The sequence below is a fragment of the Gordonia alkanivorans NBRC 16433 genome (assembly GCF_000225505.1).
Taxonomy (GTDB): Bacteria; Actinomycetota; Actinomycetes; order Mycobacteriales; family Mycobacteriaceae; genus Gordonia; species Gordonia alkanivorans.
In genome coordinates this window covers 1-24,797 of sequence record NZ_BACI01000117.1, presented here as the reverse complement: position 1 = coordinate 24,797, position 24,797 = coordinate 1, and the positions used below count along the sequence as shown (strand labels likewise).

The following is a 24,797-nucleotide window of genomic DNA, read 5'->3' as shown; positions in this document are numbered from 1 at the left end:
GGCGCTGCGAGTCGGTGCCGTGTCCCTCGACGCCGTATTCTTCAGGCGTGGTTCAGCTGACAGTGGGAAGCCATCGCGACGACGCGACGTCCGACGTCGTCCTCTCCGCACACAAGTTCAACCGGCACACCTTCTGGTGCGGCCAGAGCGGTTCGGGAAAGACCTACGCACTCGGGGTGGTGCTGGAGCAGTTGCTGCTGAACACGCGCCTGCCACTGCTCATCCTCGATCCGAACGCCGACTTCACCCGGCTTCCGGAGACGCGTGACACCACCGATCCCGAACTCGCCGCGGCCATCGCCGCATCGGACATCCAGGTGCTGCATTCGACACGACGCGATCTCCCGCAGTTGCGGGCGCGGTTCACCGATCTGCCGTTGACCGCGAAGGCCGCCGTCCTGCAGCTGGATCCGATCGCCGATGCCGACGAGTACAACGTCCTGCTGCACGCCGACGCCACCCTCAGCGGCGGCGCCGGCGACACACCCGACCAGAGCACCTACATCTCGGCGCTGCGGGCGTCCGACGATCCCGGTCACCAGCGACTGGCCAAGCGGATCGAGAATCTCCAGGTCCTCGACTGGGACCTGTGGGCTCGAGGCGAGGTCGCGGCCACCGACATCATCGACGAACGCCCCCAGGCGACCGTGCTCGACCTGGGCGGTTTCGCCCACCCGGCAGAACCCAAGGTGGCCGCCCTCTCCGCGCTCGAACACCTGTGGGCGCGTCGCGAAGAGCGGCGACCCGTGCTCATCGTGATCGACGAGGCCCACAACATCTGTCCTCCCGTCGCCACCAGCGCGGTCGAGCAGGCCCTCATCGACCGCGTCGTGCAGATCGCCGCCGAGGGACGCAAGTTCGGACTCTGGCTCCTCCTGTCGACGCAACGGCCGACGAAGATCCACCCCAACGTGCTGTCCCAGTGCGACAACCTGTGCCTGATGCGGATGAACGCGCCGCGCGATCTGGCCGAACTTGCCGACACCTTCGGGTTCGTCGGTGAACACATGCTGGCGGAGTCGCCCGAGTTCCGTCAGGGCGAAGCGCTCTTCGCGGGCGGGTTCATCACCACGCCCACCTTCACCCGGATGGGAGGCCGGATCACCGAAGAGGGCGGAGCCGACGTCGGGGTGCCGCTGCTCGCCTGAGCGTCTTCTCCCTCTGTCACACCGCGAGCGGCGCGCGATCGGAGCCGGATCCCGGGCCGTGACACAACGTTGCCGTCGGTGGAGGGTGGACGGGATCGTCGAGGACCGAGTGCGAAAAAACGGGCATCCAACCATCCGAACGGATGACGGTGACGGCAGTGTCGTTGGTGAATCGTGATCTCCTGGTGACGCTTACGCCCTCGTGGTGCGCATGGTCGGTGCGACCATGGACCGAGTCGGGGTTGCGGTTCGCGAGCGCGGACCGGGCGCAGTGTCAGTTCGGGCCCGCGTCGCGTTTCAGCGGTTCAAGTCGGCGGGCCGCACTTCCCTTCGGACAGTGCAAGGTGGTCGAGCGGTGAGCGAATCGACGGGCAACAACGGACAGACGGTGACCGAGGGCGACCTCGGCGAGCGCGAGCTCGCCGACCTCCGAGCGGAACTGGACACAATCGACAACCGGCTGCTCGACGATGTCCGCGCCCGGCTGGAGGTCTGCACTCGCATCGCGTACCTCAAGGAGCGCCACGCCATTCCCGTGATGCAGCCGCGCCGCGTCGGAGCGGTGCACGATCACGCCCACCGTTACGCCCTCGACCACGGACTCTCCCCACAGTTCCTGCACGACCTCTACGACCTGCTCATCTCGGAGACCTGCCGGGTGGAGGACCTCATCGTGGCGACCGATGAACTGCGGACGAACGGGGCTCCGGTCGCGCATGCGGGCCCTGATCGCGTCCTCGTCCAGCGGACAGCCGTGGACGGCGCCGCCGACGCCAGCGTGGACTGAGGCGGACGCGGTGCGGACACTTCTGATCGACAACTACGACTCGTTCACCTACAACCTCCATGCCCTGTTGACGGAGGTGAACGGCTCGGAGCCGGTGGTCGTCGCCAACGATGCGCCGTGGTCGTCGGTGAACCTGACGGCATTCGACAACGTGGTGGTCTCCCCCGGTCCGGGGCGTCCGGACTGCGCCCGCGACTTCGGGATCAGCGGGCGGGCCCTGACCGACAGCGGACTTCCCGTCCTCGGAGTCTGCCTGGGCCACCAGGGACTGTGTCACCTGTTCGGCAGTCCGGTTGTCTCGGCCCCGGAGCCTCGGCACGGACGGATCAGCGCGGTGCACCACGACGGGCAGGGCCTGTTCGATGGTCTTCCGTCCCCGTTCCGGGCAGTCAGGTACCACTCGCTGGCGGTCCTGGAGGTCCCGGACGGGTTGGAGGCCCAGGCGTGGTCGGACGACGGCGTCCTGATGGCGGTGCGTCATCGGAAACTCCCGCTGTGGGGGGTGCAGTTCCATCCGGAGTCGATCTGCACCGAGTACGGGCGGGAGCTGCTCTCGAACTTCGCCGCGGCCACCCCGGTGCGGATGCGGCGACCGATACCGGCGGCGCCGAGGAACACCTCCACGGAGCGGCCGGCCGAGGCGGCACCGATGAGGCCGGAACACGACTACCGGGTGCGGTCGGAGCGGGTGGACCGGGTCGTCGACCCGGCTGCGGTGTACGAGCGACTGTTCGCTGATGGACCGAACAGCTTTTGGCTCGACGGGTCGGCGGCCAACGAATCGGGGAGCCGGTTTTCCGTGATGGGTGACTGCTCGGGCCCGCGCGCCGAGTACGTGACCTACCGGATTCCGGAAATGACCGTGCGAGTGGAACATTCGGACGGGGCCGAGGAGGAGATCCGCAGCACCTTCTTCGACTATCTCGACGCCCGGCTACGGGAGCGGTCGGTCGCGCCCCGGCCGGATCTGCCATTCGGGTTCTGTCTCGGCTACGTCGGTTATCTCGGCTACGAACTCAAAGCGGACACCGGCGGCCAGTTGGCCCACGCATCTGAACAGGCCGATGCGGCACTGGTGTTCGCGGACCGGGCCGTCGTGATCGATCACGAACGCGGGTGCGCATACCTGCTCGCACTCGAACCGGTCGATGACGCGGAGCCCGGCACCGTGGACCCTGCGACCGCGCGGTGGTTGCGCGACACGGCGTCGGCCATCCGGGAGCTGCAGGATCATGCCTCCGAACCGATGGTCGCCGCTCCCCCGCTGGTCCAGGAGTCGCACGAGGTGCCGATCGTGTTCCGGCACGACCACCCGACCTACCTGAGGCTCATCGAGCAGTGCTTGGCGGAGATCCGGTCCGGGGAGTCGTACGAGGTGTGCCTGACGAACTCGGCAACCGTGCACCGCGGCCTCGACCCGGTGTCCGGGTACTCCTGCCTCCGCGAGATCAGCCCGATGCCCTACAGCGCGCTGCTCCAGTTCTCGGGGTTGTCGGTGCTCAGCGCATCCCCGGAACGGTTCCTGAAGGTGGGGGCAGATCGCACGGTGGAGTCGAAACCGATCAAGGGCACTCGGCCACGGTCCGCGGATCCCGTGCAGGACGAGGGGTTTCAGTACGACCTGCGACACAGCGAGAAGGACCGGGCGGAGAACCTGATGATCGTCGACCTGGTCCGCAACGACCTGTCGCGGGTCTGCGAGCCCGGCTCGGTGCACGTGCCGTCGTTGTTCGCCGTCGAAACCTATTCGCCGGTACACCAATTGGTGTCGACGGTGCGCGGAACGTTGCGCGCGGGTGTGTCCGCGGTCGACTGCGTGCGGGCCGCTTTCCCGGGCGGCTCGATGACCGGGGCGCCGAAGATCCGCACGATGGAGATCATCGACAAACTCGAAGCCGGTCCGCGCGGGGTGTATTCGGGAGCGATCGGCTACTTCTCGCTGACGGGAACCGCCGACCTGTCGATCGTGATCCGCACGATGGTCGCGACCGATTCCGAGGTGACGTTCGGGGTCGGGGGCGCGATCGTCGCCTTGTCGGATCCGGACGACGAGTTCGAGGAGACGATGGTGAAGGCACTGTCGATGCGGCGCTGCCTGTCCGTCGCCGATGAGAAGGAGCCGTGACCGGGTCGCCCGCCCCCGGTGCTCGGTCGGTGGTCGTCGCCGGAGGCGCGGGGGCCGTCGGGACGATGCTCGCCGACCGGTGGCGCGCTGACGGGAACACCGTGCACGTCCTCGATGCCCGCTGCGGCGACGACATCCGATGTCCGGACCGGGGGGCGGAGTCACGACTGCGGGAGGCCGATGTCGTGGTGCTTGCGGTCCCGGAGGGTGTGGCGTTGGAGGCCGTGAAGTCGGTGATCCCTCTGCTGAACGCGGCGGCGCTGCTGGTGGAGACGTTGTCGGTGAAGACGCGGTTCTCCTCGGCCGTCGCCGAACTCGACGGGGACGACGTAGACAGGGGCGGTCCGATCGTCGGGATCAACCCGATGTTCGCTCCGTCCCTCGGTCTTTCGGGCCGGGCGGTCGCGGTCGTCGTCCATCGTGACGGTCCGGGTGCGGATCGCTTGCGCGACGACCTGTCTCGGTGGGGCGCGCGGGTCGAGATCACGACCGCCGATCGGCACGACCGGGTGTGCGCGGCGGTGCAGGCCCTCACCCACGCGACGATCCTGGCGTTCGGGTGCGCGCTCGCCGACCTGGGAATCGATGCCGACGAGGCAGCCGCCCTGGCCACTCCGCCGTTCACGACGATGTCGGCACTACAGGCACGGATCACCGGCGGGACACCAGAGGTGTATCGGGACGTGCAGGCGTCAAACCCGTGTGCACCCGCCGCACGAGAGGCGTTGGCGCGGGCCGTGTGCCGGGTGTCCGCTGCGTCCGCGGGCGACACCGACGACTTCACGGCACTGCTCACCGAGGCCGGTGGTCCGTTGGGCGGCCACGCGGACGACTACGCGCGACTGTGTGCGCGGATGTTCGAGAGGCTGTCCACGTGACCGGCCACCTGCCCGAGCACGACGCGTCCGACCCGGTGGAGTCGGCGGTCATCGACGGCCTCGTGCGGAGCTGGCCACGGCGGGCGACGGTGCGGCGCACCGAACCCGAGCTCGACATACCGACGATGGACGACCTCTACGACGACACCCGCGAGGACTATCCCGAGGTGCTGCTCCCGTTCGCCGGGCATCCGAGCTGGGAGCGGCTCGACGAGGACGTCCGGACCCGGGTCCGGGCCTGGGCGTGGATCGCCTACAACAAGAACGTCGTCGACATCGAACAGGACGTCGTGACACCCGGTTTCGGGTTGCTGTTCCGGGACGTGTTCGGCACCGGCTTCTCTGATGCGGACCGGGCGGCGGTGGTGCAGTCGATGGTCGACGAGGAGTACCACACCCTGATGCACCTGAACGCGTCCGCGCTGACTCGTCGTCGTCGCGGCTGGGCGTTGCCGGACACGACATTGCCGGAGTCGTCGACGGTGCGGCGACACCGACAGGCCCGCGCACAGGCGGAGTCCCCACGAGCGGCCGCGCTCACGACACTGGCGTTCGCGACGGTCGCGGAGACGTCGATCGCGGACTACCTGAGCCTGATCGCCGGGGACCAGACGATCCAGCCGGTACACCAGGCCACCATCGCGCTACACCGCCGCGACGAACGCGCTCACGCCTCGGTTGCGACCGAGATGATCGCGATGGTGCACGACAAGCTGGATTCGGACGACCGGAGCTTCCTGGCGCGCGCGCTGCGGGACGGCGTCGACGCGTTCACCGCCACCGATGGGGCTGTGTGGTCGGCGATCCTCGCCGCCGAGCAGGTCCCGGATGCAGATCAGATGCTGCGTGACGTCGCCGAGGACCCCGACCGCCGGCACTTCCTCCAGGACTGCAGCGCGATCAACCGGTTGCTCGCCCGGTTCGGTGAGCTCGAGCATCGCTGAGGCCGGAGGCACAAACGACAATGGCCAGCACCGTCGGTGCTGGCATATTGTCGGGCTGACAGGATTTGAACCTGCGACCACTTGACCCCCAGTCAAGTGCGCTACCAAACTGCGCCACAGCCCGTTGTCTTCGGACCTCTCGGTCTTTCGACTGCCCACCGGAGCGGGCGGATTAAAGACTAGCCGACGAGTGCTGTTCTGTACCAATCGCCTGGTCAGAAGGGGTGTTCCCCGACTCGTCGGCCGCCGCCGGTCAGTTGGTCGAGGAGCGCTTCTTGAACCAGATCCAGCCGCCGGTGACGATGAGCGCGCCGACGAGCGAACCGATGATGCCGCTGGCGTGGAGTTCGATGCCGTGACCGGTGATCAGGCTGATCAGCAACCCGCCGATGAAGGAGCCGACGACGCCGGCGACGAGCGCCAGACCCCAGTCGATACTCCACATGTTCTTGCCACCGATGATGAGCTGAGCCAGAGCACCGATGACCATTCCGAAGACGATGATTGCCAAGATGAGCACGAGAGGCAGTATCTCACAGCGCCTCCCACATCAGTCACAGCCGCACCAGGAACGCACAAACCCACCAGTTTTCGGCAAACGCACCACCCGACGCGGTGGTGGGTATGCCGAAAAAGGGTGGGTTTGTGGCGGCGGTCAGCGCTTGCGGCGCTGCTCCCGCTTGTCGCGGACACGCACGTTGATGCGCACCGGCGAACCGTCGAAGTTGAACTCCTCGCGCAGACGACGCTCCAGGAAGCGGCGGTAGCCGGCCTCGAGGAAGCCAGTGGTGAACAGCACGAAGGTCGGCGGACGCACTGACGCCTGGGTCGCGAACATCACGCGCGGCTGACGACCACCGCGCAGAGGCGGCGGGTTGGCCGCGATGACGTCCTTCAGCCAGCTGTTCAGCGGCCCGGTCGAGATGCGCTTGTCCCACGCCTCGAGCGCGCTCTCCATCGCCGGCACCAGCTTCTGCACCGAACGACCGGTCGACGCCGAGATGTTCACCCGACGCGCCCACGGCACGCGGGCGAGCTCGCGGTCGATCTCCTTGTCGAGCTGATAGCGACGATCCTCGTCGACCAGATCCCACTTGTTGAAGGCGATGACCAGGGCACGGCCGCTCTCGATGATGAGCGAGAGCACGCGCAGATCCTGCTCGGTGATCGGCTGCGAGGCATCGATCAGCAGGATCGCCACCTCGGCGGCGTCGAGGGCCGCCCGCGTGCGCAGCGAGGCGTAGTACTCGTGACCACTCGCGGTACGCACCTTGCGGCGCAGGCCTGCGGTGTCGACGAAATTCCAGACCTTGCCGCCCAGTTCGACGATCTCGTCGACCGGGTCGACGGTCGTACCGGCGACGTTGTCCACCACCGAACGCTCGGTGCCGGCCAGCTTGTTCAGCAGCGAGCTCTTGCCCACGTTCGGCTTGCCGACGAGTGCCACACGACGCGGGCCGCCCAGCACCGGGGTCTCGCGCGGAGTCGCGGGCAGCTTCTGCAAAATGACGTCGAGCAGGTCACCGGCACCACGGCCGTGCGCCGCCGACACCGGGTGCGGTTCACCGAGTCCCAGCGACCACAGGGCAGCCGTGTCGGCCTCCATCCGCTCGCTGTCGACCTTGTTGGCGCACAGGATCACCGGCGTCTTGGACCGGCGCAGAACGCGCGCCACGGCTTCGTCGGTCGCGGTGGCACCGACGGTCGCGTCGACGACCACGACGATCGCGTCGGCGGTCCGCATCGCGAGTTCGGCCTGGGCCGCGACGGCCTGCTGCAGGCCCTTCGCGTCGGGCTCCCAGCCGCCGGTGTCGACGACCGTGAAGCTGCGTCCGGACCAGCTCGCCGAGTAGGACACGCGGTCACGCGTGACACCCGGGATGTCCTCGACCACGGCCTCACGCCGGCCGAGGATTCGGTTGACGAGAGTGGACTTGCCCACGTTGGGGCGTCCGACGATCGCCAGCACCGGCATGTGCTCGACCTCGGCGGCGCCGTCGGCGCCCTCGATATCGGTCAGCTGCCAGTCGGATTCGTCCGACCAGATACCGTCTCCGGGCAATGCCGCCAGGTCGGTCTCGAAGTTGTCGCTCACCGTTCTGATACTCCGATCCGGGTCTCGACGAGGCCGCTCAGTTCGTCGAGCACCTCCATGAGGGTCTTGTCACTGGTGTCGACGACGACGGCGTCAGCGGCGGCACGCAGCGGAGACACCGCGCGCGTCGAATCCAGATGGTCGCGGCGGTTCACGCTGTCCAGGACCGCTGCGTAATCGCTGTCGCGTCCCGCGGCCAGATTCTGCTTGTGCCGCCGGTCGGCTCGTGCCTCCGGCGTGGCGGTCAGGAAGATCTTGACGTCGGCCGCCGGGAACACCACGGTCCCGATGTCGCGACCCTCGACCACCACGAAGCGCCCCTGCGCGTTCTGTCGCTGCAGCGCAACGAGTTTGGTGCGCACCTCGGGAACCGCGGACACCGCCGACACCGCACTGGTGACATGGTCGGTCCGGATCGGCCCGGACACGTCGCGACCGTCGAGCAGCACCGTCGACGACCCGTCGCCGTTGGGGATCAGCTCGATGTCGACCGCGTCGACAACCCGGGCGATACCGGCCGGATCGTCAAGTGCCACACCGGCGTCGAGAACCGCCAAGGTCACCGCGCGGTACATCGCCCCGGTGTCGAGATAGCTGGCGCCGACCTTGTCGGCGAGCAGCTTCGACACCGACGACTTGCCCGTACCGGCCGGCCCGTCGATGGCGACGACGCGCGTCGTGCCAGCGGTCACAGTCCGACCGCCTTGTACAGGCCGCCGACCTCGTCGCTGCCGAGGACACGCAGGCTGCCGGGTCGCTGCTCGCCCAGCGCGACCGTACCCACATGGGTGCGAACGAGTTTCGTGACCGGGAAACCGACCTCGTCCATCATGCGGCGCACGATGCGGTTGCGTCCCTCGTGCAGGGTGATGCGCACCAGCGACTGTCCCTCGTGGACCTCGATGACGGTGAACTTGTCGACCTTTACCGGGCCGTCTTCGAGTTCGATGCCCTCGCGCAGGTGACGAGCGATCCCGCGCGGCACCTCACCCTTCAGGGTCGCCAGGTAGGTCTTGGGCACCTCGAACGACGGGTGCATCAGCCGGTGGGCCAGCTCGCCGTCGTTGGTCAGGAGCAGCAGGCCCTCGGTGTCGGCATCGAGCCGGCCGACGTGGAACAGGCGCTGTCCGGCCATCACGCGTTCGGCGACCACGTCACCGACGCACGGCCGGCCCTGGTCGTCGGCCATGGTCGACTGCCAGCCCTTGGGCTTGTTGAAGGCGAGATACTGCTTGGTCTCGTCCATGATCACGCGCGCATCGTCGACGTGGATGATCGCGGTGTCGGGGTTGATGCGCAGACCCTGCTCGGTGACGACCTTGCCGTCGACCTTCACACGTCCGGCGGCGATCATCTCCTCGGCGCCGCGGCGCGAGGCCACACCCGCCTGTGCCAGGACCTTCTGGAGTCGGACACCGTCGGCAACGAATTCCGGCCCGTTGCCGCTCACCTGCTCCGGTGCCACCTGGTGGCGTGCGGGCCGGGCGTTGTTGAGCCGGATCTTCCCGACGTCGGCGTTGGGTTTCGACGACCCCTTGCGGTGCGTCTTCTTCGTTCGCGGTTGCTGTGCGGGGGCGCCCTTACGGCGTTTTCCCGGTGAGCCATCTCGGCCAGCGGAAGCCATTGTTCTCAATCCTGTGTTCGGCAGATCCATGCGGATCTAGTCATCGTTCAGGTCACCGTCGGTGACCAGTACCTTCGAGTCTGACGGCTGAGGTGACAATTTGGCGAATCGGGGATCCGACAACAACTCCTCGTCGAGGTCGTCGATGAGGTCGACGTCGGGCAGCAGCGGCGCCAGATCGGGCAGTTCGGACAGCGAGGCCAGGCCGAGCCGCTCCAGGAACATCTCGGTGGTCGCGTAGGTCGTGGCGTTGGTCTGCGGGTCCTGGCCGACCTCGTTGATCAGGCCGCGGGCGACGAGCGTCCGGATCACACCGTCGACGTTCACACCACGGATCGCGCTGACACGCGCACGCGTCACCGGCTGCCGGTAGGCGATCACCGCGAGCGTCTCCAGGGCCGCGCGCGTCAGCTTGGACCGCGCTCCGTCGAGCAGCAATCGCTCCACATACGGCGCGTAGTCGGCCCGCGTGTAGAAGCGCCAGCCGTCGCCGGCGAAACGCAGGTCGAAACCGCTGCGCGCCGCGGTGAACTCCGACGACATGGCATTGAGCATCTCGCGCACCCGTGTCCGGTCCTGGTCGACGGCATTGGCCAGCTCCTCGGTGGTCACCGGGGTGTCGACGACGAGCAGCACGGCCTCCAGCGCCGACCGCAGGGTTTCATCGTCGAGGACCTCGGCCTCGTCGGCCACCGCCTCGTCGTTCACGTCGTCCGCGTCGTCGATCGGTCCGTCGGTCATCCGTAGTCCTCTGCCTTGTCGATGCGCAGGTCGTCGATCTGGCGCTCACCGGTCCACATCACGGCGAGATCGCCGAGCGCCTCGGGTTGTTCGAAGGTAATGGCCTGCTCGCGGTAGAGCTCCAACAGACCCAGGAAGCTACCGACGATCTCCAGCCCACTTTCGCAGTCGGCGGTGAGATCGCGGAAGTGGACCCACTCCCCGACCGACGCGCTCAGCAAAGCCGCCATCCGCCGGGCCTGACCGGGCACCGACACCGACTGGACGTCGTGGAGATGGTCGAGTCCGACGGTCGGCACCGGCCGCGGGGTCAGCGCGGTCGCGGCCACCTGCACGAACCCGTTCGCGTCGACGCCGAGCGTGACCTCCGGCAGCAGGTCCTCGAACCGCTGCTCCAGCGAGACTGCGCGCGGATAACGTTGCAACGCAGCGGCTTCCAGCTCGCCGAACAACTGTGCCACCTGCTTGTACGCACGGTACTGGAGCAGTCGCGCGAACAGCAGGTCACGGGCTTCGAGGAGTGCGAGGTCCTCGGGGTCGTCGACCTCGCCCGACGGCAGCAGCCGTGCCGCCTTGAGATCGAGCAGCGTGGCCGCCACGACGAGGAACTCGGTGGTCTGGTCGAGCCCGACCTCCGGTCCGAGCTCGCGGGTGTAGGCGATGAAGTCGTCGGTAACCACGTGCAGCGCGACCTCGGTGACATCGAGCCGGTGCTGCGAGATCAGGTTCAGCAGCAGGTCGAACGGGCCCTCGAAGTTGCGGAGTTTGACGCGGAAACCGGATTCGGGGGCCTCGGATTCAGCCGCGTCGTCGTTCTCCGCGGGGGTGTCGCCGACCGGCTCCGACACCTCGACCGGAGCCGGCGCATCGGGTCCGTCCACCTCGGGTGCAGAAGGATCGGACACGGCCGGGTCGGTGTCGACGGTCATGCGCCCTTGAGGTTGCGCGCGATCACCTCGCGCGCCAGCGCCCGGTACGCCTTCGCGCCGGCCGAGCGGGGTGCCCAGGATGTGATCGGTTCACCGGCGACGCTCGTCTCCGGGAAACGGACCGTACGGGAGATCACGGTGTCGTAGACGGCCTCGCCGAACACCTCGACGACACGTGCCATCACCTCGCGGGAGTGCAGCGTGCGGGCGTCGAACATGGTGACGAGGATGCCGCCGAGGTCCAGGCGCGGGTTGAGTCGGTCGCGCACCTTGTTGATCGTGTCGGTGAGCAGCGCCAGACCGCGCAGTGAGAAATACTCGCACTCCATCGGGATGAGCACGGTGTCCGAGCAGGCGAGGGCGTTCACGGTGAGCAGGCCCAGCGACGGCTGGCAGTCGATGAGCACCACGTCGTAGCGGTCCAGGACGGGGTGCAGCGCACGGCCCAGGGACTGTTCGCGCCCCACCTCGGTGACGAGCTGGATCTCCGCTGCCGAGAGGTCGATGTTGCTCGGCAGGAGGTCGAGTCCCTCGACGCGTGTCCGCATCAGCACCTCGTCGGTGGCCACCTGCGGCGGGACGAGGAGGTTGTAGACCGTCTGCTCGAGTTCGTGGTGCGGCACACCCAGACCCGCGGACAACGCACCCTGCGGGTCCAGGTCGACGAGCAGGACGCGACGGCCGTACTCGGCGAGCGCGGCACCGAGGTTGATGGTCGAGGTGGTCTTGCCGACCCCGCCCTTCTGGTTGCAGACGGCGATGACCGTCGCCGGACCGTGACGGTCGAGGGGTCGCGGTTCGGGAACCTCGCGATAGGGACGTCCGGTGGGGCCGATCTCGTCGGCCGCGTGGTGGTCGACCTCGTCGGCGTCATGACCCGGTGAGACCTGGATCCTGTACTGATCCCCCGCGGAGGTCACGACCGCGTCCCCGAACACTCGAGGCGGGTGCCAGACCGCGGTGCGCTCGGAGTGGTCACGTGCCCGCCGCTCCCTTCACTCTTCGGTGTCCGATGCGTGTCGGCCGGGCGGCGGATGCCGGTCCCTGGTCGACGACTCGTATCAGCCTAGGACATCGCGGACGTTCACCCGCGGTCGGCGCGCGGTCAGCGGGCACGCGGATGTGCGACGGCATAGACCTCACGCATCGTGTTCACCGTCACGAGTGTGTACACCTGCGTGGTGGTCACGGATGCGTGCCCGAGGAGCTCTTGGACGACGCGGACGTCGGCGCCGCCGTCGAGCAGATGCGTCGCGAAGCTGTGCCGCAACGTATGCGGGGAAACCGCCTTGTCCAGCCCGGCACGTTCGGCGGCGGTGACCAGTACCTGCCAGGCCGACTGCCGGGAGAGGCGCCCACCCCGGGCGTTGAGGAACAGGGCCGGCGTCGCCCGCGACACCAGCGCGGGACGACCGCGGACCAGGTAGGCGTCGATGGCGTCGATCGCCGGTCCGCCGAGCGGGACGAGACGTTCCTTGCCGCCCTTGCCCCGCAGACGCACCGCCCGAGTGTCGAGGTCGAGGTCGTCGATGTCGAGTGAGGTCGCCTCGGAGATGCGGGCTCCGCAGCTGTAGAGGAACTCCAGCAGGGCACGGTCGCGCAGGGCGCGGGGATGGTCGTCGGCGCCGGCGGCCTCCAGGATCGCCAGCACCTCGTCGACCGGTAGCGACTTCGGCAGACGCCGCGCCGGACGCGGCGGACGGACCGCATGCGCGACGTCGGTCGTGACGATCCCCTCCTCGACTGCGAACTTGTGAAAACGCCTCGTCGCCACCAGGGTTCGCGCAATCGAGCTGTCCGCGAGTGGCGTGAACCCGGCATCGGGATCACCTCGACGAAGATCGACGAGGAACTCGCGCACGTCCTCCTCGGCCACCGCGTCCAGCGACGCGATGTCGCGCGATTCGAGATACCGCTTGTACCGCTCGAGGTCCCGGCGATACGAGGACACCGTGTTGGCCGCCGCACCCCGTTCGACGGTGAGGTGATCGAGGAAACGCGAGATGTCGGCGGCGATCGTCACAGGCGACCCACCGCTCGGGTACTCACGGCTGGGGTACTCACGAGCGGCGCCGACGATCGCGAAGCGCGGTGGGTTCGTCGGTCCACGGCGCGTCGACGCCCCGTAGACCGGTCCCCGACCGTTCCGCCGCCGTGGCGGCCAGGATGCCCGCGACGCTCGTGGCGTTCACGATCTCCCCGGCCAGCACCATCGCGACGGCGTCGTCGAGCGGCACCCATTCGACCTCCAGGTCGGCTTCCTCGTCGACGCGCTCCGCCTCGTCGAGGTGATGCAGGTCCTCGGCGAGGTAGAGACGGAGCGCCTCGTCGGTGAACCCCGGCGACAACGCCAGGTCGACGAGCACGTGCCAGGTGCCGGCGGCCAGGTCGGCCTCCTCGGCCAGTTCGCGCTGCGCCGCCGTCAGCGGTGCCTCACCGTCCTGGTCGAGAAGGCCGGCAGGCAACTCGAGAAGTCGACGGCCGATCGGATGCCGGTACTGACGCACCATCGCGATCCGGCCGTTCTCGTCACGGGCGAGGACCGCCACCGCACCGAAGTGCTCGACGACCTCCCGCTCCGCGATACGTCCCCCGGGCATGGCCACGTCGTCGACGCGCAGCGTGATGATCGCCCCGTCGTAGACGGTGCGGGTGCCGGTGACGTCGAACTCGTGGCCACCCAAGCCCGTCAGCCCTCGGTGCCGGTCTGGTCGATCCCGGCGACCGGCTCGACGGTGACGTCGTTGACCGCCGCGACGGTGTCGGCGGGCGCGTCGTTCGACTCGTAGTCGTCACCGAGATCCACCGGAAGCCGTTCGGCTGCCTTGTATTTCAGTGCCGCCTCGATGAACGAGCGGAACAGCGGATGGGGACGGGTCGGCCGGCTCTTGAGCTCCGGGTGCGCCTGGGTGGCGACGAAGAACGGATGAACCGACTTCGGGTACTCGACGAACTCGACGAGGTGCCCGTCGGGCGAGGTGCCCGAGAAGACCAGACCCGAATCGGCGATCTTGTCGCGGTAGGCGTTGTTGACCTCGAAGCGGTGACGGTGACGCTCGGACACCTCACGGGAGCCGTAGGACTCGGCCACGACCGAACCCGCCTTCAGGACGGCGTCGTAGGCGCCGAGGCGCATCGTGCCGCCCAGGTCCGCCTCGCCGGCGACCGCGTCGGCCTGGTCGGCCATGGTCGAGATGACCGGATGCGGGGTGTCGGGATCGAACTCCGTCGAGCTGGCCTCGTCGAGACCCACCGAGCGTGCCGCCTCGATGACCACGCACTGGAGACCCAGGCACAGACCGAGCAGCGGGATGCCCCGGCGGCGTGCATACGAGATCGCGCCGACCTTGCCCTCGATGCCGCGGATGCCGAAGCCGCCGGGGATCAGGATCGCGTCGACGTCGCCGAGTGCGGCCTGCGCACCCGCCGGGGTGTCGCAGTCATCCGACGGCACCCATTTGATCTCGGTGCGCGCCTTCCAGGCGAAGCCGCCGGCACGGATGGCCTCGGTGACCGACAGGTAGGCGTCGGGCAGGTCGACGTACTTGCCGACCAGCGCGACCCGCACCGTCTCGCGCGGCTCGTGGACGCGGTGGAGCAGCTCGCCCCAGACCGTCCAGTCGACATCGCGGAACGGCAGCCCGAGCTTGCGGACCACATAAGCGTCGAGGTGCTCATTGTGCAGCACCTTGGGGATGTCGTAGATCGACGGCGCGTCGGGGGTCGAGATCACGCCGTCGAGCTCGACGTCGCACATCAGCGCGATCTTCTTCTTGAGTCCCTCGGGCACGTCGCGGTCGCAGCGCAGGATCAGCGCGTCGGGCTGGATACCGACGTTGCGCAGCGCGGCGACCGAATGCTGGGTCGGCTTGGTCTTCAGCTCACCCGACGGCGCGAGGTACGGGACCAGCGAGACGTGGAGGAAGAAGACGTTGTCGCGACCGACCTCGTGGCGCACCTGGCGCGCAGCCTCGATGAACGGGAGCGACTCGATGTCGCCGACCGTGCCACCGATCTCGGTGATGACGACGTCGGGAACCTCGCCGTCGGCGTCGGGCTCGCCCATGGCCAGCACACGGGACTTGAGCTCGTCGGTGATGTGCGGGATGACCTGCACGGTCTCACCGAGGTACTCGCCGCGTCGCTCCTTGGCGATGACCGTCGAATACACCTGTCCCGTGGTCACATTCGCCGACTGCGAGAGATTGCGGTCCAGGAAGCGCTCGTAGTGTCCGACGTCGAGGTCGGTCTCGGCGCCGTCCTCGGTCACGAAGACCTCTCCGTGCTGGAACGGGTTCATCGTGCCGGGATCGACGTTCAGATAAGGATCGAGCTTCTGCATCGTGACCCGTAGGCCCCGAGAAGTGAGAAGTTGACCCAGGCTCGAGGCCGTGAGGCCCTTACCCAGTGAAGAAGCGACGCCACCAGTGACGAAGATGTGCTTGGTGTCGTGAACGTGTCGCAAAGGTCGCAAAAGCGTGTCTCCCGTCGGCCGAATCGGGGCGGATGCCCTGATTACCTACGGGACTCCAGGGTAACACCACTGTGCCGCCGCGCTGTACCGCCACACCGACGCGCGGCGTGGCGGTACTCACTCCGACGACGTGATCGGCTCGATTGCGGCGGTCCCGATGGTGTCAGGCGGCCGGCTTGCCGTCGGCCCCGACGGTGACCGCGGTGGCGCCGGCGCCGGTTCCGTAGGACCCGGTCGCACCCTTGCCCTCGGCGGCGAGCGCCAGGACGGTGGTGATCAGGCCGGTCGGCTGATCGACGTTGTCGACGGTGGACACGGCGTTGGTCAACGACGGGTCGGCGCGGACCACGGCGATCGGTGAGCCGCCGTTCGCCGAACCGGTCCGACCGACGAGCACTCCGCCCACGCCACGGACGGATGCCGCCGCGGCCAGGCGTGCGACCACAGCACCCTGGGCGCCCGAGTCGGGGCCGAACTCGTCGCCGGTCACGACAACCATCAAATCGGCCGGTGTGACGGCGTTGTTGGCGTAGTCGATGAACCCACCGTCACGCAGGGCGGCCAACCCGGTCCGGCGGTCCGCGGACGACGCTGGGCGGGTCGTCTTCCCGGAGAGCACGAGTGTTCCGAGCAGGTCGCCGGCCCGGCTGCCCGAGTCGGTCAGCTCGGCACGCAGGATCGCTCCCGGCGGGATCGTCTGGTCAACGATGGTGCGCAGCTGCTCGGCGTTCTGTTCGCTCAGGAGGGACTCGGTCAGCGCGATCTGACCGGCGAAGCGCGCGCCGGCGCCCGAGATGTTCTCCTTCACGGCGTCCACGTCGGCCTCGGCCGCGTTCGGCGCGGTCACCACGAGAACCGACTGGCCGCGCAGAGTGTTGGCGATGAGCCGGGGCCCGATCGCCAGGTCGAAACTGTTGGCCGCGTTCAGTTTCGCGTTCAGGTCGTCGCGCTGGTTCTCGAGATCACCGATGCGGTCCCGGCTGGTGCCGGTCATCGAGTTCACGCGATCGCCGACGAACCCCGAGCCGAGGAACAGTCCGAGCGCCAATGCCAGGAATACCGCGACCAGTGAGATCGCATGCTGTCGTAGCGAAATCATCGCCTATCGGTTCCAGACCTCTCGTGCCCAGTCGAGCAGCGCATTCCACTGCGTGACAATCCAATCGGTGACGTCGGCGCCGGTGTTGGACAGCAGCAGCGCCGCGATCACGGCGACCAGTGCGGCCAGGACGACACATGCGATCGCGGCACCTGAGACGCGGCTGCGGTACAGCGTCGCAACGGCTTTCGCGTCGACGAGCTTCTGTCCGACCTTGAGGCGGGTCAGGAACATCGACGGGTTGCTCTCGCGACGCGAACGGTCGAAGAAGTCGTCGAGCGTGCCGGGGTAGCCGACGGTGACGATCAGGTCGGCACCGTGGTAGTCGGTCAGCAGCAGGGCGAGGTCTTCCGCGGAACCGGCCGCGGGGAAGGTGGTCGCACCGATACCGAGATCCTGGATGCGCTCGAGGCCTGCGGCGTGGCCATCGGTGTCGGCCGGAAGGACCAGCTGGGCACCGGATTTCAGCGTCGGGGTCTTGATGTTCTCCGGATCGCCGACGATGATCGCGGGCTTGTAGCCGGCCTTGGTCAGGGTGTCGGCACCGGTACCGACGCCGACCATCACCGGCTGGTACTCCTTGATGAACGGCTTGAGTGCGCGCAGATCTGCGGCTCGGTCGGCGCCTTCGCCGACGATGATCACGTGCCGGCCGGCGAGGTCGACGTCGATGTCCGGCACGCCGACACCGTCGATCAGCAACGGGGACTCGCTGCGGATGAACTCGATCGTGTTGCCCGAGAACGCTTCCAGATGATCGACGAGGCCCGCCTTGGCGCCGATCATGATGTCGGCGATGTCGCGCTCGTCGAGCTCGGTGCCCAGGGCCAGTCGACGCTCACCGACGAACAGGCGGTCGTCGTGGACGCGCACCTTGGCGCCGTCCTTGACACGCTTGAAGATCTCCGGACCCACATCGTCGAGGAGCACGATGCCGGAGGCGACGAGCACCTCCGGGCCGAGGTTCGGGTAGCGGCCGGTGATCGAGCGGGAGACGTTGACCACCGCGACCACGTTGGCCTCGACGAGGGCGTCGGCGGTGACGCGGTCGAGGTCGACCTCGTCGAGGATGGCGATGTCACCCGGGCCGACCCGACTGAGCAGCCGCTTGGTGTTCTTGTCGATCCTGGCGATACCGGTCACGCCAGGCAGTTCTTCGGTGTTACGCGCGAGCAGTGCAGGCATCTTCATGCCCGCAATGATTGACCGAGGACACGACGGAGCCCGGGAGGCGCGCCGTAACACGAGAAACTTTTGTCACACAAGCAACACGGGCACCAGCCCGTCCGAGGTCAGTGCGCGGCCCGTTCGGCCTCCGCGGTGGCCAGCAGTTCCTCGGCGTGGGCGCGTCCGGTGTCGGACTCCCCCAGGCCGGCGAGCATCCGTGCCAGTTCGGCGACGCGCTCGTCTCGGTCGAGAGTCCGCACACTGCTCGTGACCAGCGAACCCTTCTTGGACTTGCCGATGACGAGGTGGTTGTCGGCGAAGGCCGCGACCTGCGGCAGGTGGGTGACGACGATGACCTGATGAGCTCGGGCCAGCCGAGAGAGACGCTTGCCGATCTCCACGGCCGCACGACCGCCGACACCGGCGTCGACCTCGTCGAACACCATGACCGACCCTGACGTCGGCGCCGCGAGGACCACCTCGAGCGCGAGCATCACCCGCGACAGTTCACCGCCCGACGCCGACTTCGCGATCGGGAGCGGCGTGGCCCCGGGGTGCGCGACGAGCGCGAACTCCACCTTGTCGGCGCCGTCGGCACCGGCGTGGGCGCGGGTGCCGTCGATGGTGATTGCGAGTCGGTCCTCGGGTGAGGCGGGGTCAGGGCTGACGGAGACCGCCAGAGCAGAGTCGCCCATTGCGAGGCCCTTCAGCTCCTTGGACACCTTGTCCGCCATCGACGACGCCGCTTTGACACGCAGCGTGTGAAGTCTGGTCGCGGCGGCCTCGACCTTCTCGAGCGCCGTGGCGGCCGCTGATTCGAGTTCCTCGATGGATGCCCGTGGGTCCTCGATCTCGGCGAGCCGGGCCTGCGCCTTGTGCCGCCAGTCGATGACGCCGTCGACGTCGGGTGCGTACTTGCGCACGAGCGACTTGAGTTCTGCCTGACGTGCCAGGAGTTTGTCGAGCTCGTCGGCGTCGGCCGGGAGGCTCGAGGTGAACGCGGTCAGTTCGGCACCGACGTCGGTGATCACGGTGAGCGCCTCGGAGACGCGTGGGACCAGTCCTCGCAGGGTGTCGTCGGCGGCGCCCTCAAGGAGGGTGCGCACGGCGCCCAACCCCTCGATGACCGACGATCCCGAGTCGCCGGCGACGATGTCGTGGGCCTGATCGGCGGCCCCGCGGATGGATTCGAGGTCGGACAGGCGCCGGATCGTGGCGGTGAGTTCCTCGTCCTCGCCCGGGACCGGGTCGACCGCGGCGATCTCGTCGATGCCGAAGCGGAGCCGGTCGGCTTCCTGGGCGAGCTCGCGGTAGTTGGCGCGACGGGCATCGAGTTCGTCGAGGATGTCGACCCACGCGGTCCGCGCCTTGCGGTAGGCGTCCAGCGCGGCTGTCGCCTTCGTCCCGCCGAACGTGTCGAGAGCTGCACGCTGATGCTCCGGGCGCAGCAGGCGCAGCTGATCGTTCTGACCATGAATGGCCAGGACGGCGGTGGTCAGCTGACCCATGACCCCGACGGGGACCGAGCGGCCACCCAGGTGAGCGCGGGAGCGTCCGTCGGCGCGGACCGAGCGCACCGCGATCACGGTGTCGTCGTCGTCGAGTTCGGCTCCGGTGGAGTCGAGGATGTCGGCGACCACCGGGTCCTTCTGCACACCCTCGGCGTTCGCCAGCCGGAAGCGACCTTCGACGATCGCCTTGGCGCTACCTGTTCGGACGCGGGTCGCGTCGGCGCGCGCACCCGACAGCAGGTGCAGGCTGGTGACGATCATCGTCTTCCCCGCGCCGGTCTCACCGGTCAGCACCGTGAAGCCCGGGTGGAAACGCGCCTGCGCCTCCTCGATGACACCGAGTCCGGTGATCGACAGTTCTTCGAGCACCCCTATGCCTGCCTCCCTCGCCATCCCGTGACCGGGAGGGCGAACTTGGTCACGAGCCGGTCGGCGAACGGATCGGAGTCGATCCGGATCCAGTTGACCGAACGATCGCTGCGTACGACCTCGACTCGGGCGCCGGCCGGCACGTCGAGTGCTCGACGGCCGTCGCACAGCGCGACCGCCGAGCGTCCGTTCTTGTCCACTTCCACGGCGATGCGCGACCGCGGGCTCGTCACCATGGGCCGAGCGAACAGCGCGTGGGCGTTGTTGGGCACCACGAGGATGGCCTCGAGGTCCGGCCACATCACCGGGCCGCCCGCGGAGAATGCGTAGGCCGTCGACCCGGTCGGGGTCGCGACCAGCACGCCGTCCGCGCCGAATGCCGATACCGGGCGACCATCGACCTCGGTGACGAGTTCGAGCACACCGTTCTTGCTGGTGTTGAGGATCGCGACCTCGTTGAGCGCCCAGCTGCTCGCCGTCGGCGGGTCGGGGTCGGCCGGGTCGACGATGTCGATCTCGAGCGTCATCCGCGGTTCGATGCGGTAGTCGCGGGCGATGAGCTGATTCATCACCTCGTCGACCTTGTGCGCCTCCGATTCGGCGAGGAAGCCGATGTGCCCGAGGTTGATGCCCAGCACGGGCACCCCCGCCGGACATGCCAACTCGGCGGCGCGGAGAAACGTCCCGTCGCCGCCGAGGACGATGACGAGCTCACATCCCTCGGCCGAGGCGGACTCGGCGGTGGTCACCTCGACCACGGCGCCCAGGGACCGGAGGTACTCGGGATCGACGGGTACGTTTCCGGGTCGCGACTGCTGATCGTCGCGGTTGCGGTAGATCACGTCATGATCGGGGGCGTCCCGGTCGAGGGTGTCGTGGTCGACGACGCGCAGCGCGACACCGGCGGCACCGCAGTGGCGGGCGATGGCCTCGATCGTCTCGAGGACGTTCTCGCGTCCGGTGTGGGCGACCACCAAGAACTCGCGGGCACCGGCGGACTCGGCTACCGAATCGTCGGTCACTGGTGGTTCCCTCCCAGAGAAGTGTGGTCGGACGTGTGTGGTCGAGCAGGAACGAGATGAGCAGGCGCCGGCCGATTCGGACTCAGCTCGGCCCCTCCGCGACCGCACGCTCGATCATGGAGCGGAGTTCGTCGGACGATGCCGACGGGTCGACCCTATCGCTCTCCCCCGACTCCTCGCCCGTCCGGCCACCGGGCTCGTTGCGCAGCCAGAGGAAGAACTCGACGTTGCCCGACGGGCCCGGCAGCGGACTGGCCACGACGCCACGGGTCACGAGCCCGAGTGCGGCCGCCTCTGTCGCCACCGCCAGCACGGCCTCGGCACGCAGAGCGGGGTCGCGCACGACGCCGCCGGAACCGACGCGGTCCTTGCCCACCTCGAACTGCGGCTTGACCATGGGCAGCAGATCGGCACCCGGCACCGCGCAGCGCGCGAACGCCGGCAGGACGAGTCCCAACGAGATGAAGGACAGGTCGGCCACCACGACGTCCACCGGACCGCCGATCGCTTCCGGTTCGAGGTGCCGGACGTTGGTGCGGTCGTGTACGTGAACGCGGTCGTCGTTCTGCAGACGCCAGATCAGTTGTCCGTAACCGACGTCCACGGCGACGACCTCCCGGACGTCGCGACGCAGCAGGACATCGGTGAAGCCGCCGGTCGAGGCACCTGCATCGAGGCATCGGCGACCTGCCAGGGACAGCCCTTGGGGCTCGAACGCCTCGAGAGCACCGAGGAGTTTGTGGGCGCCGCGCGACGCCCAGTCGTCCTTCGGTGCTTCCACCACGACGATCGGGGTATCCCTGGTGACACCGGTCGCGGCCTTCGCCGCCACCGTTCCGTTGACCTTCACGACGCCGGCATCGACGAGTTCGCGCGCCTGCTCCCGGGATCGGGCCAGGCCACGCCGGACGAGTTCCGCGTCGAGTCGTGCTCTGGTGGCCATCGTCAGTGCCGCGTCCGGAGTCGGATCATCGGCGGTCCACCGCGTCGAGCGCCGCGGTGAGGGCGTCGTGAGCCTGCTCGAGGAGGTTGGCCTGACGCTCGAGGGCAGCGAGCGAGAAGGTGTCACCGACCGACTCCCGGAGATCGTCGACCTGCACGAGGAGCTCGGAGACGGTGGCCTCGACGTCGGGCAGGTCGAGTGCGGCGTCTGCGCCCGACGAGGGATTGTCGTCGAGTGCTGCCATCGGGTCGTACTGACGACGCGGCATGGCGCCCGGACCGGGTCGGGGCGCCATGCTGTTCGGTGTCGGAACGCTGCTCAGGCCCGAAGGACTGCTCTCGTCACTCGGATAAGTCATCGTCACCCACGCTAGCCGACGAGGGTGACACCCAGCGACGCCAGCTTGTCGCGCGCCGGGCCCTCGGCACGGATCCGCAGTTCCTCCGGATCAGCGGTGCCCGCATCGACCGCGGCCCAGGTGGCAGCTGCCAGAGCGGGAACGAGTCCGATCACGTCGCCCGAGCCGGAGACAGTCACGGTGGATGCCTCCACGCTCACGGTCCAGCCCGGCTGATCGGCCACGCGAACCGCGTCGATCTCGTCGAACACGCCGGCCAGATCTTCGATGACGTAGGTGGGACGCTGCTCCGGCGGTGCGGCCAGCAGGTCGGTGACCGTGCTGACGCCCGTGAGAACCAGTGCACTCTCGATGCCGACGGCGTGTGCGCCCTCGATGTCGGTGTCGAGACGGTCGCCCACGACGAGCGGTGAATTCGCCGCAGCACGGGCGATCGCGTCCGCCATCAGCGGGGCAGCCGGCTTGCCTGCGACGAGCGGCTCCTTGCCGGTGGCGTTACGCAGTGCGGCGACCATCGAACCGTTGCCGACGAGCAGACCGCGCTCGGACGGCAGTGTGGCGTCGACATTGGTGGCCACCCACAGGGCGCCGGCCCGGATCGCCAGCGCGGCCTCGGACAGCTGGGCCCAACCGGTGTCGGTGGAGTGTCCCTGGATGACGGCTGCGGGACGGTCGTCGGCACTGCGCGTGACGCCGATGCCGACCTCGCGCACCTCTTGCGCCAGCCCGTCGGTGCCGATGACCAGCGCCCGCGACCCCGGAGGGAGATGCTCGGACAGCAACCGCGCCCCCGACTGGGCACTGGTGACGACGAGGTCGTCGGTCGCATCGAAGCCGAGTTCACGAAGGTGGGCGGCGACCTCTGCGGGACGACGACTCGCATTGTTCGTCACGAAGAAGCGGGGGATGTCGAGCCGGTCGAGGGTGTCGACTGCGTTCGGCAGTGCCTGGTGGCCCGCGAAGACGGTTCCGTCGAGGTCCAGTAGCAGCGCATCGTATCGATCGACGAGTGCCTGCGACCCGGTACTGCCCTCTTCTATGTAACTCGACGTCGCCGACAGATCGGCAGTGCCTTCCAGGCTGTCGATCGTGTCGGTGTCGGCCGGCTCCGAAGAGGCGACCCGTTCGGGTGCAGTAACCGGCTCAGGAGCAGCGATCGGCTCAGGTGCGGAGACCGGTTCAGGTGCAGCCACCGGCTCAGGAGCAGCAACGGACTCGGGAATCGCGCTCGTCTCGGCCGGAGCAGGCTCGGCAGTCACAGGCTCGGCAGTTACCACCTCCGGCTTGGCCTGCTCGGAGGCCGCCGGAACCTCGGACACCGCGCTGTCGGCGAGAACATCGACTCCGTCGACGTCCGGCTCGCCGTTCCCGACGGGTGTGTCGTCGTTCGCGAGCTCGGTCAGGCGGAACTCGGCGTCGGTGACGTCGTCGATGTCGGCGGCGGCCGCATTCATGAACCAGGTGATGGCCTCGTCCCGACGACCGGACGCGTACAGCGCCGATGCGTAGGCGTAGAACAGGCGTGCGGGACCGGTTCCCACCTGTCCCGGCTTGAGGTTCTCGGCCTGCAGCGTCACCACGGCCTTCTCCGGCTCGCCGAGGTCGATACGCGCACCGGCTTCGACTATGCGCATCTCGGTGGCTTCCTCACCGGTCAGCGCACGGCCCTCGTCCCCGCGGGCGATCTCGACGGCACGTTCCGGACGTCCCAGCCCACGCTCGCAGTCGGCGATGAGGGGCAGCAGCGCGTTGTTGCCGGTGATACGACGGGCAGCACGCAGTTCGGTGGCGGACTCCTGCCACTCGCCGGCGTTGTACGCGGCGATACCGGTGGTCTCCCGGACCACGCCGACACGGGACGCACGGCCTCGTGCGGCACGGGCATGCTCGAGGGCGAGAGCCGGCTCTTCGAGAAGTAGACGCGAGGCCATCACCAGGTGTTTCGCGACGATCTCGGCATTCGCCTTGTCGAGGGTCAGCAGGTCGCGACGAACTTCCGGATCGAGATCCGACGCATTGAGGTCATCGGGTAGCGGCGGACCCTGCTGCCGTCGGCCACCGTCGCCGCGCTCACGCCCCGGACGGTCCGGGCGGCGCCCCCGGCCCGAATCACCACGGCTGGAGTCGCCCTGGCCACGGGATCCCCGCTGACCTCGGGGGCCACCCTGGCCCCGCGACTCGCGCTGATCTCGCGTATCACGTTCACCGCGTCCGTCACGACGCGGACGATCACGATCACTCATAGCTGCCAATCTATGCCCTCGAACCTTGATGGGAAGCATCGCCGGCCACGTCGAGACGACGTGCGCGAACGAGAAAAGCCCCGTATTCGACGAAAGAAATCATCGAATACGGGGCCCTTCTGAAATTGTGTTCGGCGGTGTCCTACTCTCCCACACTGATTAAGGTGCAGTACCATTGGCGCTGGAGGGCTTAGCTTCCGGGTTCGGAATGGGGCCGGGCGTTTCCCCTCCGCTATGGCCGCCGTAACTTTATGAAACAACCACACACACAGTTGTTTATTTATGTGTGTGTTGTTTCAGAAGTGTCATAGTGGATGCGAACACACCAGAAGTTTGAATT

General features: G+C 68.1%; 22 protein-coding genes, 1 tRNA gene and 1 rRNA gene. 5 read left to right on the top strand and 19 right to left on the bottom strand.

The window, feature by feature from the left end:
* The first annotated feature begins 47 nt into the window (after window positions 1–47).
* The 5 genes from GOALK_RS21020 to GOALK_RS21000 all read left to right on the top strand — a co-directional run bounded on the left by GOALK_RS21020 (window position 48) and on the right by GOALK_RS21000 (window position 5,882).
* On the top strand, window positions 48–1,148 hold the full coding sequence (locus GOALK_RS21020; protein ID WP_040004404.1) for an ATP-binding protein: 1,101 nt from the start codon (window positions 48–50) through the stop codon (window positions 1,146–1,148).
* A gap of 355 nt (window positions 1,149–1,503) precedes the next feature.
* Window positions 1,504–1,935: a chorismate mutase family protein gene (locus tag GOALK_RS21015; protein ID WP_006360857.1), complete on the top strand. Its 432-nt coding sequence runs from the start codon at window positions 1,504–1,506 to the stop codon at window positions 1,933–1,935.
* A gap of 10 nt (window positions 1,936–1,945) precedes the next feature.
* Entirely contained in the window at window positions 1,946–4,060 is a 2,115-nt protein-coding gene (gene pabB, locus GOALK_RS21010) for an aminodeoxychorismate synthase component I (RefSeq protein ID WP_006360856.1), read from the top strand.
* Window positions 4,057–4,938 carry a prephenate dehydrogenase gene (locus GOALK_RS21005; protein ID WP_006360855.1) on the top strand — a complete coding sequence of 294 codons (882 nt, stop codon included), beginning with the start codon at window positions 4,057–4,059 and terminating at the stop codon, window positions 4,936–4,938. Before pabB ends, GOALK_RS21005 begins: the two co-directional genes overlap by 4 nt.
* Entirely contained in the window at window positions 4,935–5,882 is a 948-nt protein-coding gene (locus GOALK_RS21000) for a diiron oxygenase (protein WP_006360854.1), read from the top strand. The genes GOALK_RS21005 and GOALK_RS21000 overlap by 4 nt, the downstream gene beginning before the upstream one ends.
* Window positions 5,883–5,932: 50 nt before the next feature.
* Here the strand turns inward: GOALK_RS21000 and GOALK_RS20995 are convergent.
* The 19 genes from GOALK_RS20995 to rrf form a co-directional block, all read right to left on the bottom strand.
* Window positions 5,933–6,006, bottom strand: a tRNA-Pro gene (locus GOALK_RS20995).
* A 129-nt stretch (window positions 6,007–6,135) separates the two neighbouring features.
* The gene (locus tag GOALK_RS20990; protein WP_006360853.1) at window positions 6,136–6,402 is read right to left on the bottom strand and encodes a GlsB/YeaQ/YmgE family stress response membrane protein; all 267 of its coding nucleotides are present in this window, start codon (window positions 6,400–6,402) and stop codon (window positions 6,136–6,138) included.
* 135 nt (window positions 6,403–6,537) lie between these two features.
* Window positions 6,538–7,977, bottom strand: coding sequence for a ribosome biogenesis GTPase Der (gene der, locus GOALK_RS20985; RefSeq protein ID WP_006360852.1), 1,440 nt, complete (start codon window positions 7,975–7,977; stop codon window positions 6,538–6,540).
* Window positions 7,974–8,669 carry a (d)CMP kinase gene (gene cmk, locus GOALK_RS20980; RefSeq protein ID WP_006360851.1) on the bottom strand — a complete coding sequence of 232 codons (696 nt, stop codon included), beginning with the start codon at window positions 8,667–8,669 and terminating at the stop codon, window positions 7,974–7,976. Before cmk ends, der begins: the two co-directional genes overlap by 4 nt.
* The gene (locus tag GOALK_RS20975) at window positions 8,666–9,601 is read right to left on the bottom strand and encodes a pseudouridine synthase (RefSeq protein ID WP_006360850.1); all 936 of its coding nucleotides are present in this window, start codon (window positions 9,599–9,601) and stop codon (window positions 8,666–8,668) included. The genes cmk and GOALK_RS20975 overlap by 4 nt, the downstream gene beginning before the upstream one ends.
* Window positions 9,602–9,637: 36 nt before the next feature.
* Window positions 9,638–10,342, bottom strand: coding sequence for an SMC-Scp complex subunit ScpB (gene scpB, locus GOALK_RS20970; protein WP_006360849.1), 705 nt, complete (start codon window positions 10,340–10,342; stop codon window positions 9,638–9,640).
* The gene (locus GOALK_RS20965) at window positions 10,339–11,271 is read right to left on the bottom strand and encodes a segregation and condensation protein A (protein ID WP_006360848.1); all 933 of its coding nucleotides are present in this window, start codon (window positions 11,269–11,271) and stop codon (window positions 10,339–10,341) included. Before GOALK_RS20965 ends, scpB begins: the two co-directional genes overlap by 4 nt.
* Window positions 11,268–12,209, bottom strand: coding sequence for a ParA family protein (locus GOALK_RS20960; protein WP_006360847.1), 942 nt, complete (start codon window positions 12,207–12,209; stop codon window positions 11,268–11,270). Before GOALK_RS20960 ends, GOALK_RS20965 begins: the two co-directional genes overlap by 4 nt.
* 167 nt (window positions 12,210–12,376) lie before the next feature.
* Window positions 12,377–13,294, bottom strand: coding sequence for a site-specific tyrosine recombinase XerD (xerD, locus tag GOALK_RS20955; RefSeq protein ID WP_006360846.1), 918 nt, complete (start codon window positions 13,292–13,294; stop codon window positions 12,377–12,379).
* A gap of 37 nt (window positions 13,295–13,331) precedes the next feature.
* Window positions 13,332–13,955, bottom strand: coding sequence for an NUDIX domain-containing protein (locus GOALK_RS20950; RefSeq protein WP_006360845.1), 624 nt, complete (start codon window positions 13,953–13,955; stop codon window positions 13,332–13,334).
* A 5-nt stretch (window positions 13,956–13,960) separates the two neighbouring features.
* Window positions 13,961–15,745, bottom strand: coding sequence for a CTP synthase (pyrG, locus tag GOALK_RS20945; RefSeq protein WP_075862581.1), 1,785 nt, complete (start codon window positions 15,743–15,745; stop codon window positions 13,961–13,963).
* A gap of 163 nt (window positions 15,746–15,908) precedes the next feature.
* Entirely contained in the window at window positions 15,909–16,844 is a 936-nt protein-coding gene (locus GOALK_RS20940) for a copper transporter (RefSeq protein WP_006360843.1), read from the bottom strand.
* A 3-nt stretch (window positions 16,845–16,847) separates the two neighbouring features.
* Window positions 16,848–18,035 (bottom strand): putative cytokinetic ring protein SteA, encoded by a 1,188-nt coding sequence (steA, locus tag GOALK_RS20935; protein ID WP_035752234.1) that lies wholly within the window; start codon window positions 18,033–18,035, stop codon window positions 16,848–16,850.
* Window positions 18,036–18,136: 101 nt separating this feature from the next.
* A complete protein-coding gene (gene recN, locus GOALK_RS20930) occupies window positions 18,137–19,891 on the bottom strand; it encodes a DNA repair protein RecN (RefSeq protein WP_006360841.1) in 1,755 nt (584 codons plus the stop codon).
* Window positions 19,892–19,893: 2 nt separating this feature from the next.
* Complete coding sequence (locus tag GOALK_RS20925) at window positions 19,894–20,913, bottom strand: NAD kinase (protein ID WP_006360840.1); 1,020 nt, start codon at window positions 20,911–20,913, stop codon at window positions 19,894–19,896.
* An 82-nt stretch (window positions 20,914–20,995) separates the two neighbouring features.
* A complete protein-coding gene (locus GOALK_RS20920; RefSeq protein WP_006360839.1) occupies window positions 20,996–21,856 on the bottom strand; it encodes a TlyA family RNA methyltransferase in 861 nt (286 codons plus the stop codon).
* Between the two features lie 25 nt (window positions 21,857–21,881).
* Window positions 21,882–22,214 carry a hypothetical protein gene (locus tag GOALK_RS20915; protein WP_040004403.1) on the bottom strand — a complete coding sequence of 111 codons (333 nt, stop codon included), beginning with the start codon at window positions 22,212–22,214 and terminating at the stop codon, window positions 21,882–21,884.
* A gap of 11 nt (window positions 22,215–22,225) precedes the next feature.
* Window positions 22,226–24,457 (bottom strand): HAD-IIA family hydrolase, encoded by a 2,232-nt coding sequence (locus GOALK_RS20910; protein ID WP_157139176.1) that lies wholly within the window; start codon window positions 24,455–24,457, stop codon window positions 22,226–22,228.
* A gap of 129 nt (window positions 24,458–24,586) precedes the next feature.
* A 5S ribosomal RNA gene (gene rrf / locus GOALK_RS20900) occupies window positions 24,587–24,703 on the bottom strand.
* Window positions 24,704–24,797 lie beyond the last annotated feature (94 nt).

Excerpts from the sequence above, each read along its gene's own strand:
- GOALK_RS20975 (WP_006360850.1), bottom strand. The coding sequence starts at position 9,601 with ATGGCTTCCGCTGGCCGAGATGGCTCACCGGGAAAACGCCGTAAGGGC.
- GOALK_RS20920 (WP_006360839.1), bottom strand. The coding sequence starts at position 21,856 with ATGGCCACCAGAGCACGACTCGACGCGGAACTCGTCCGGCGTGGCCTG.
- GOALK_RS20915 (WP_040004403.1), bottom strand. The coding sequence starts at position 22,214 with ATGACTTATCCGAGTGACGAGAGCAGTCCTTCGGGCCTGAGCAGCGTT.
- GOALK_RS20965 (WP_006360848.1), bottom strand. The coding sequence starts at position 11,271 with ATGACCGTCGACACCGACCCGGCCGTGTCCGATCCTTCTGCACCCGAG.
- GOALK_RS20940 (WP_006360843.1), bottom strand. The coding sequence starts at position 16,844 with ATGATTTCGCTACGACAGCATGCGATCTCACTGGTCGCGGTATTCCTG.
- GOALK_RS20910 (WP_157139176.1), bottom strand. The coding sequence starts at position 24,457 with ATGAGTGATCGTGATCGTCCGCGTCGTGACGGACGCGGTGAACGTGAT.
- scpB (WP_006360849.1), bottom strand. The coding sequence starts at position 10,342 with ATGACCGACGGACCGATCGACGACGCGGACGACGTGAACGACGAGGCG.
- steA (WP_035752234.1), bottom strand. The coding sequence starts at position 18,035 with ATGAAGATGCCTGCACTGCTCGCGCGTAACACCGAAGAACTGCCTGGC.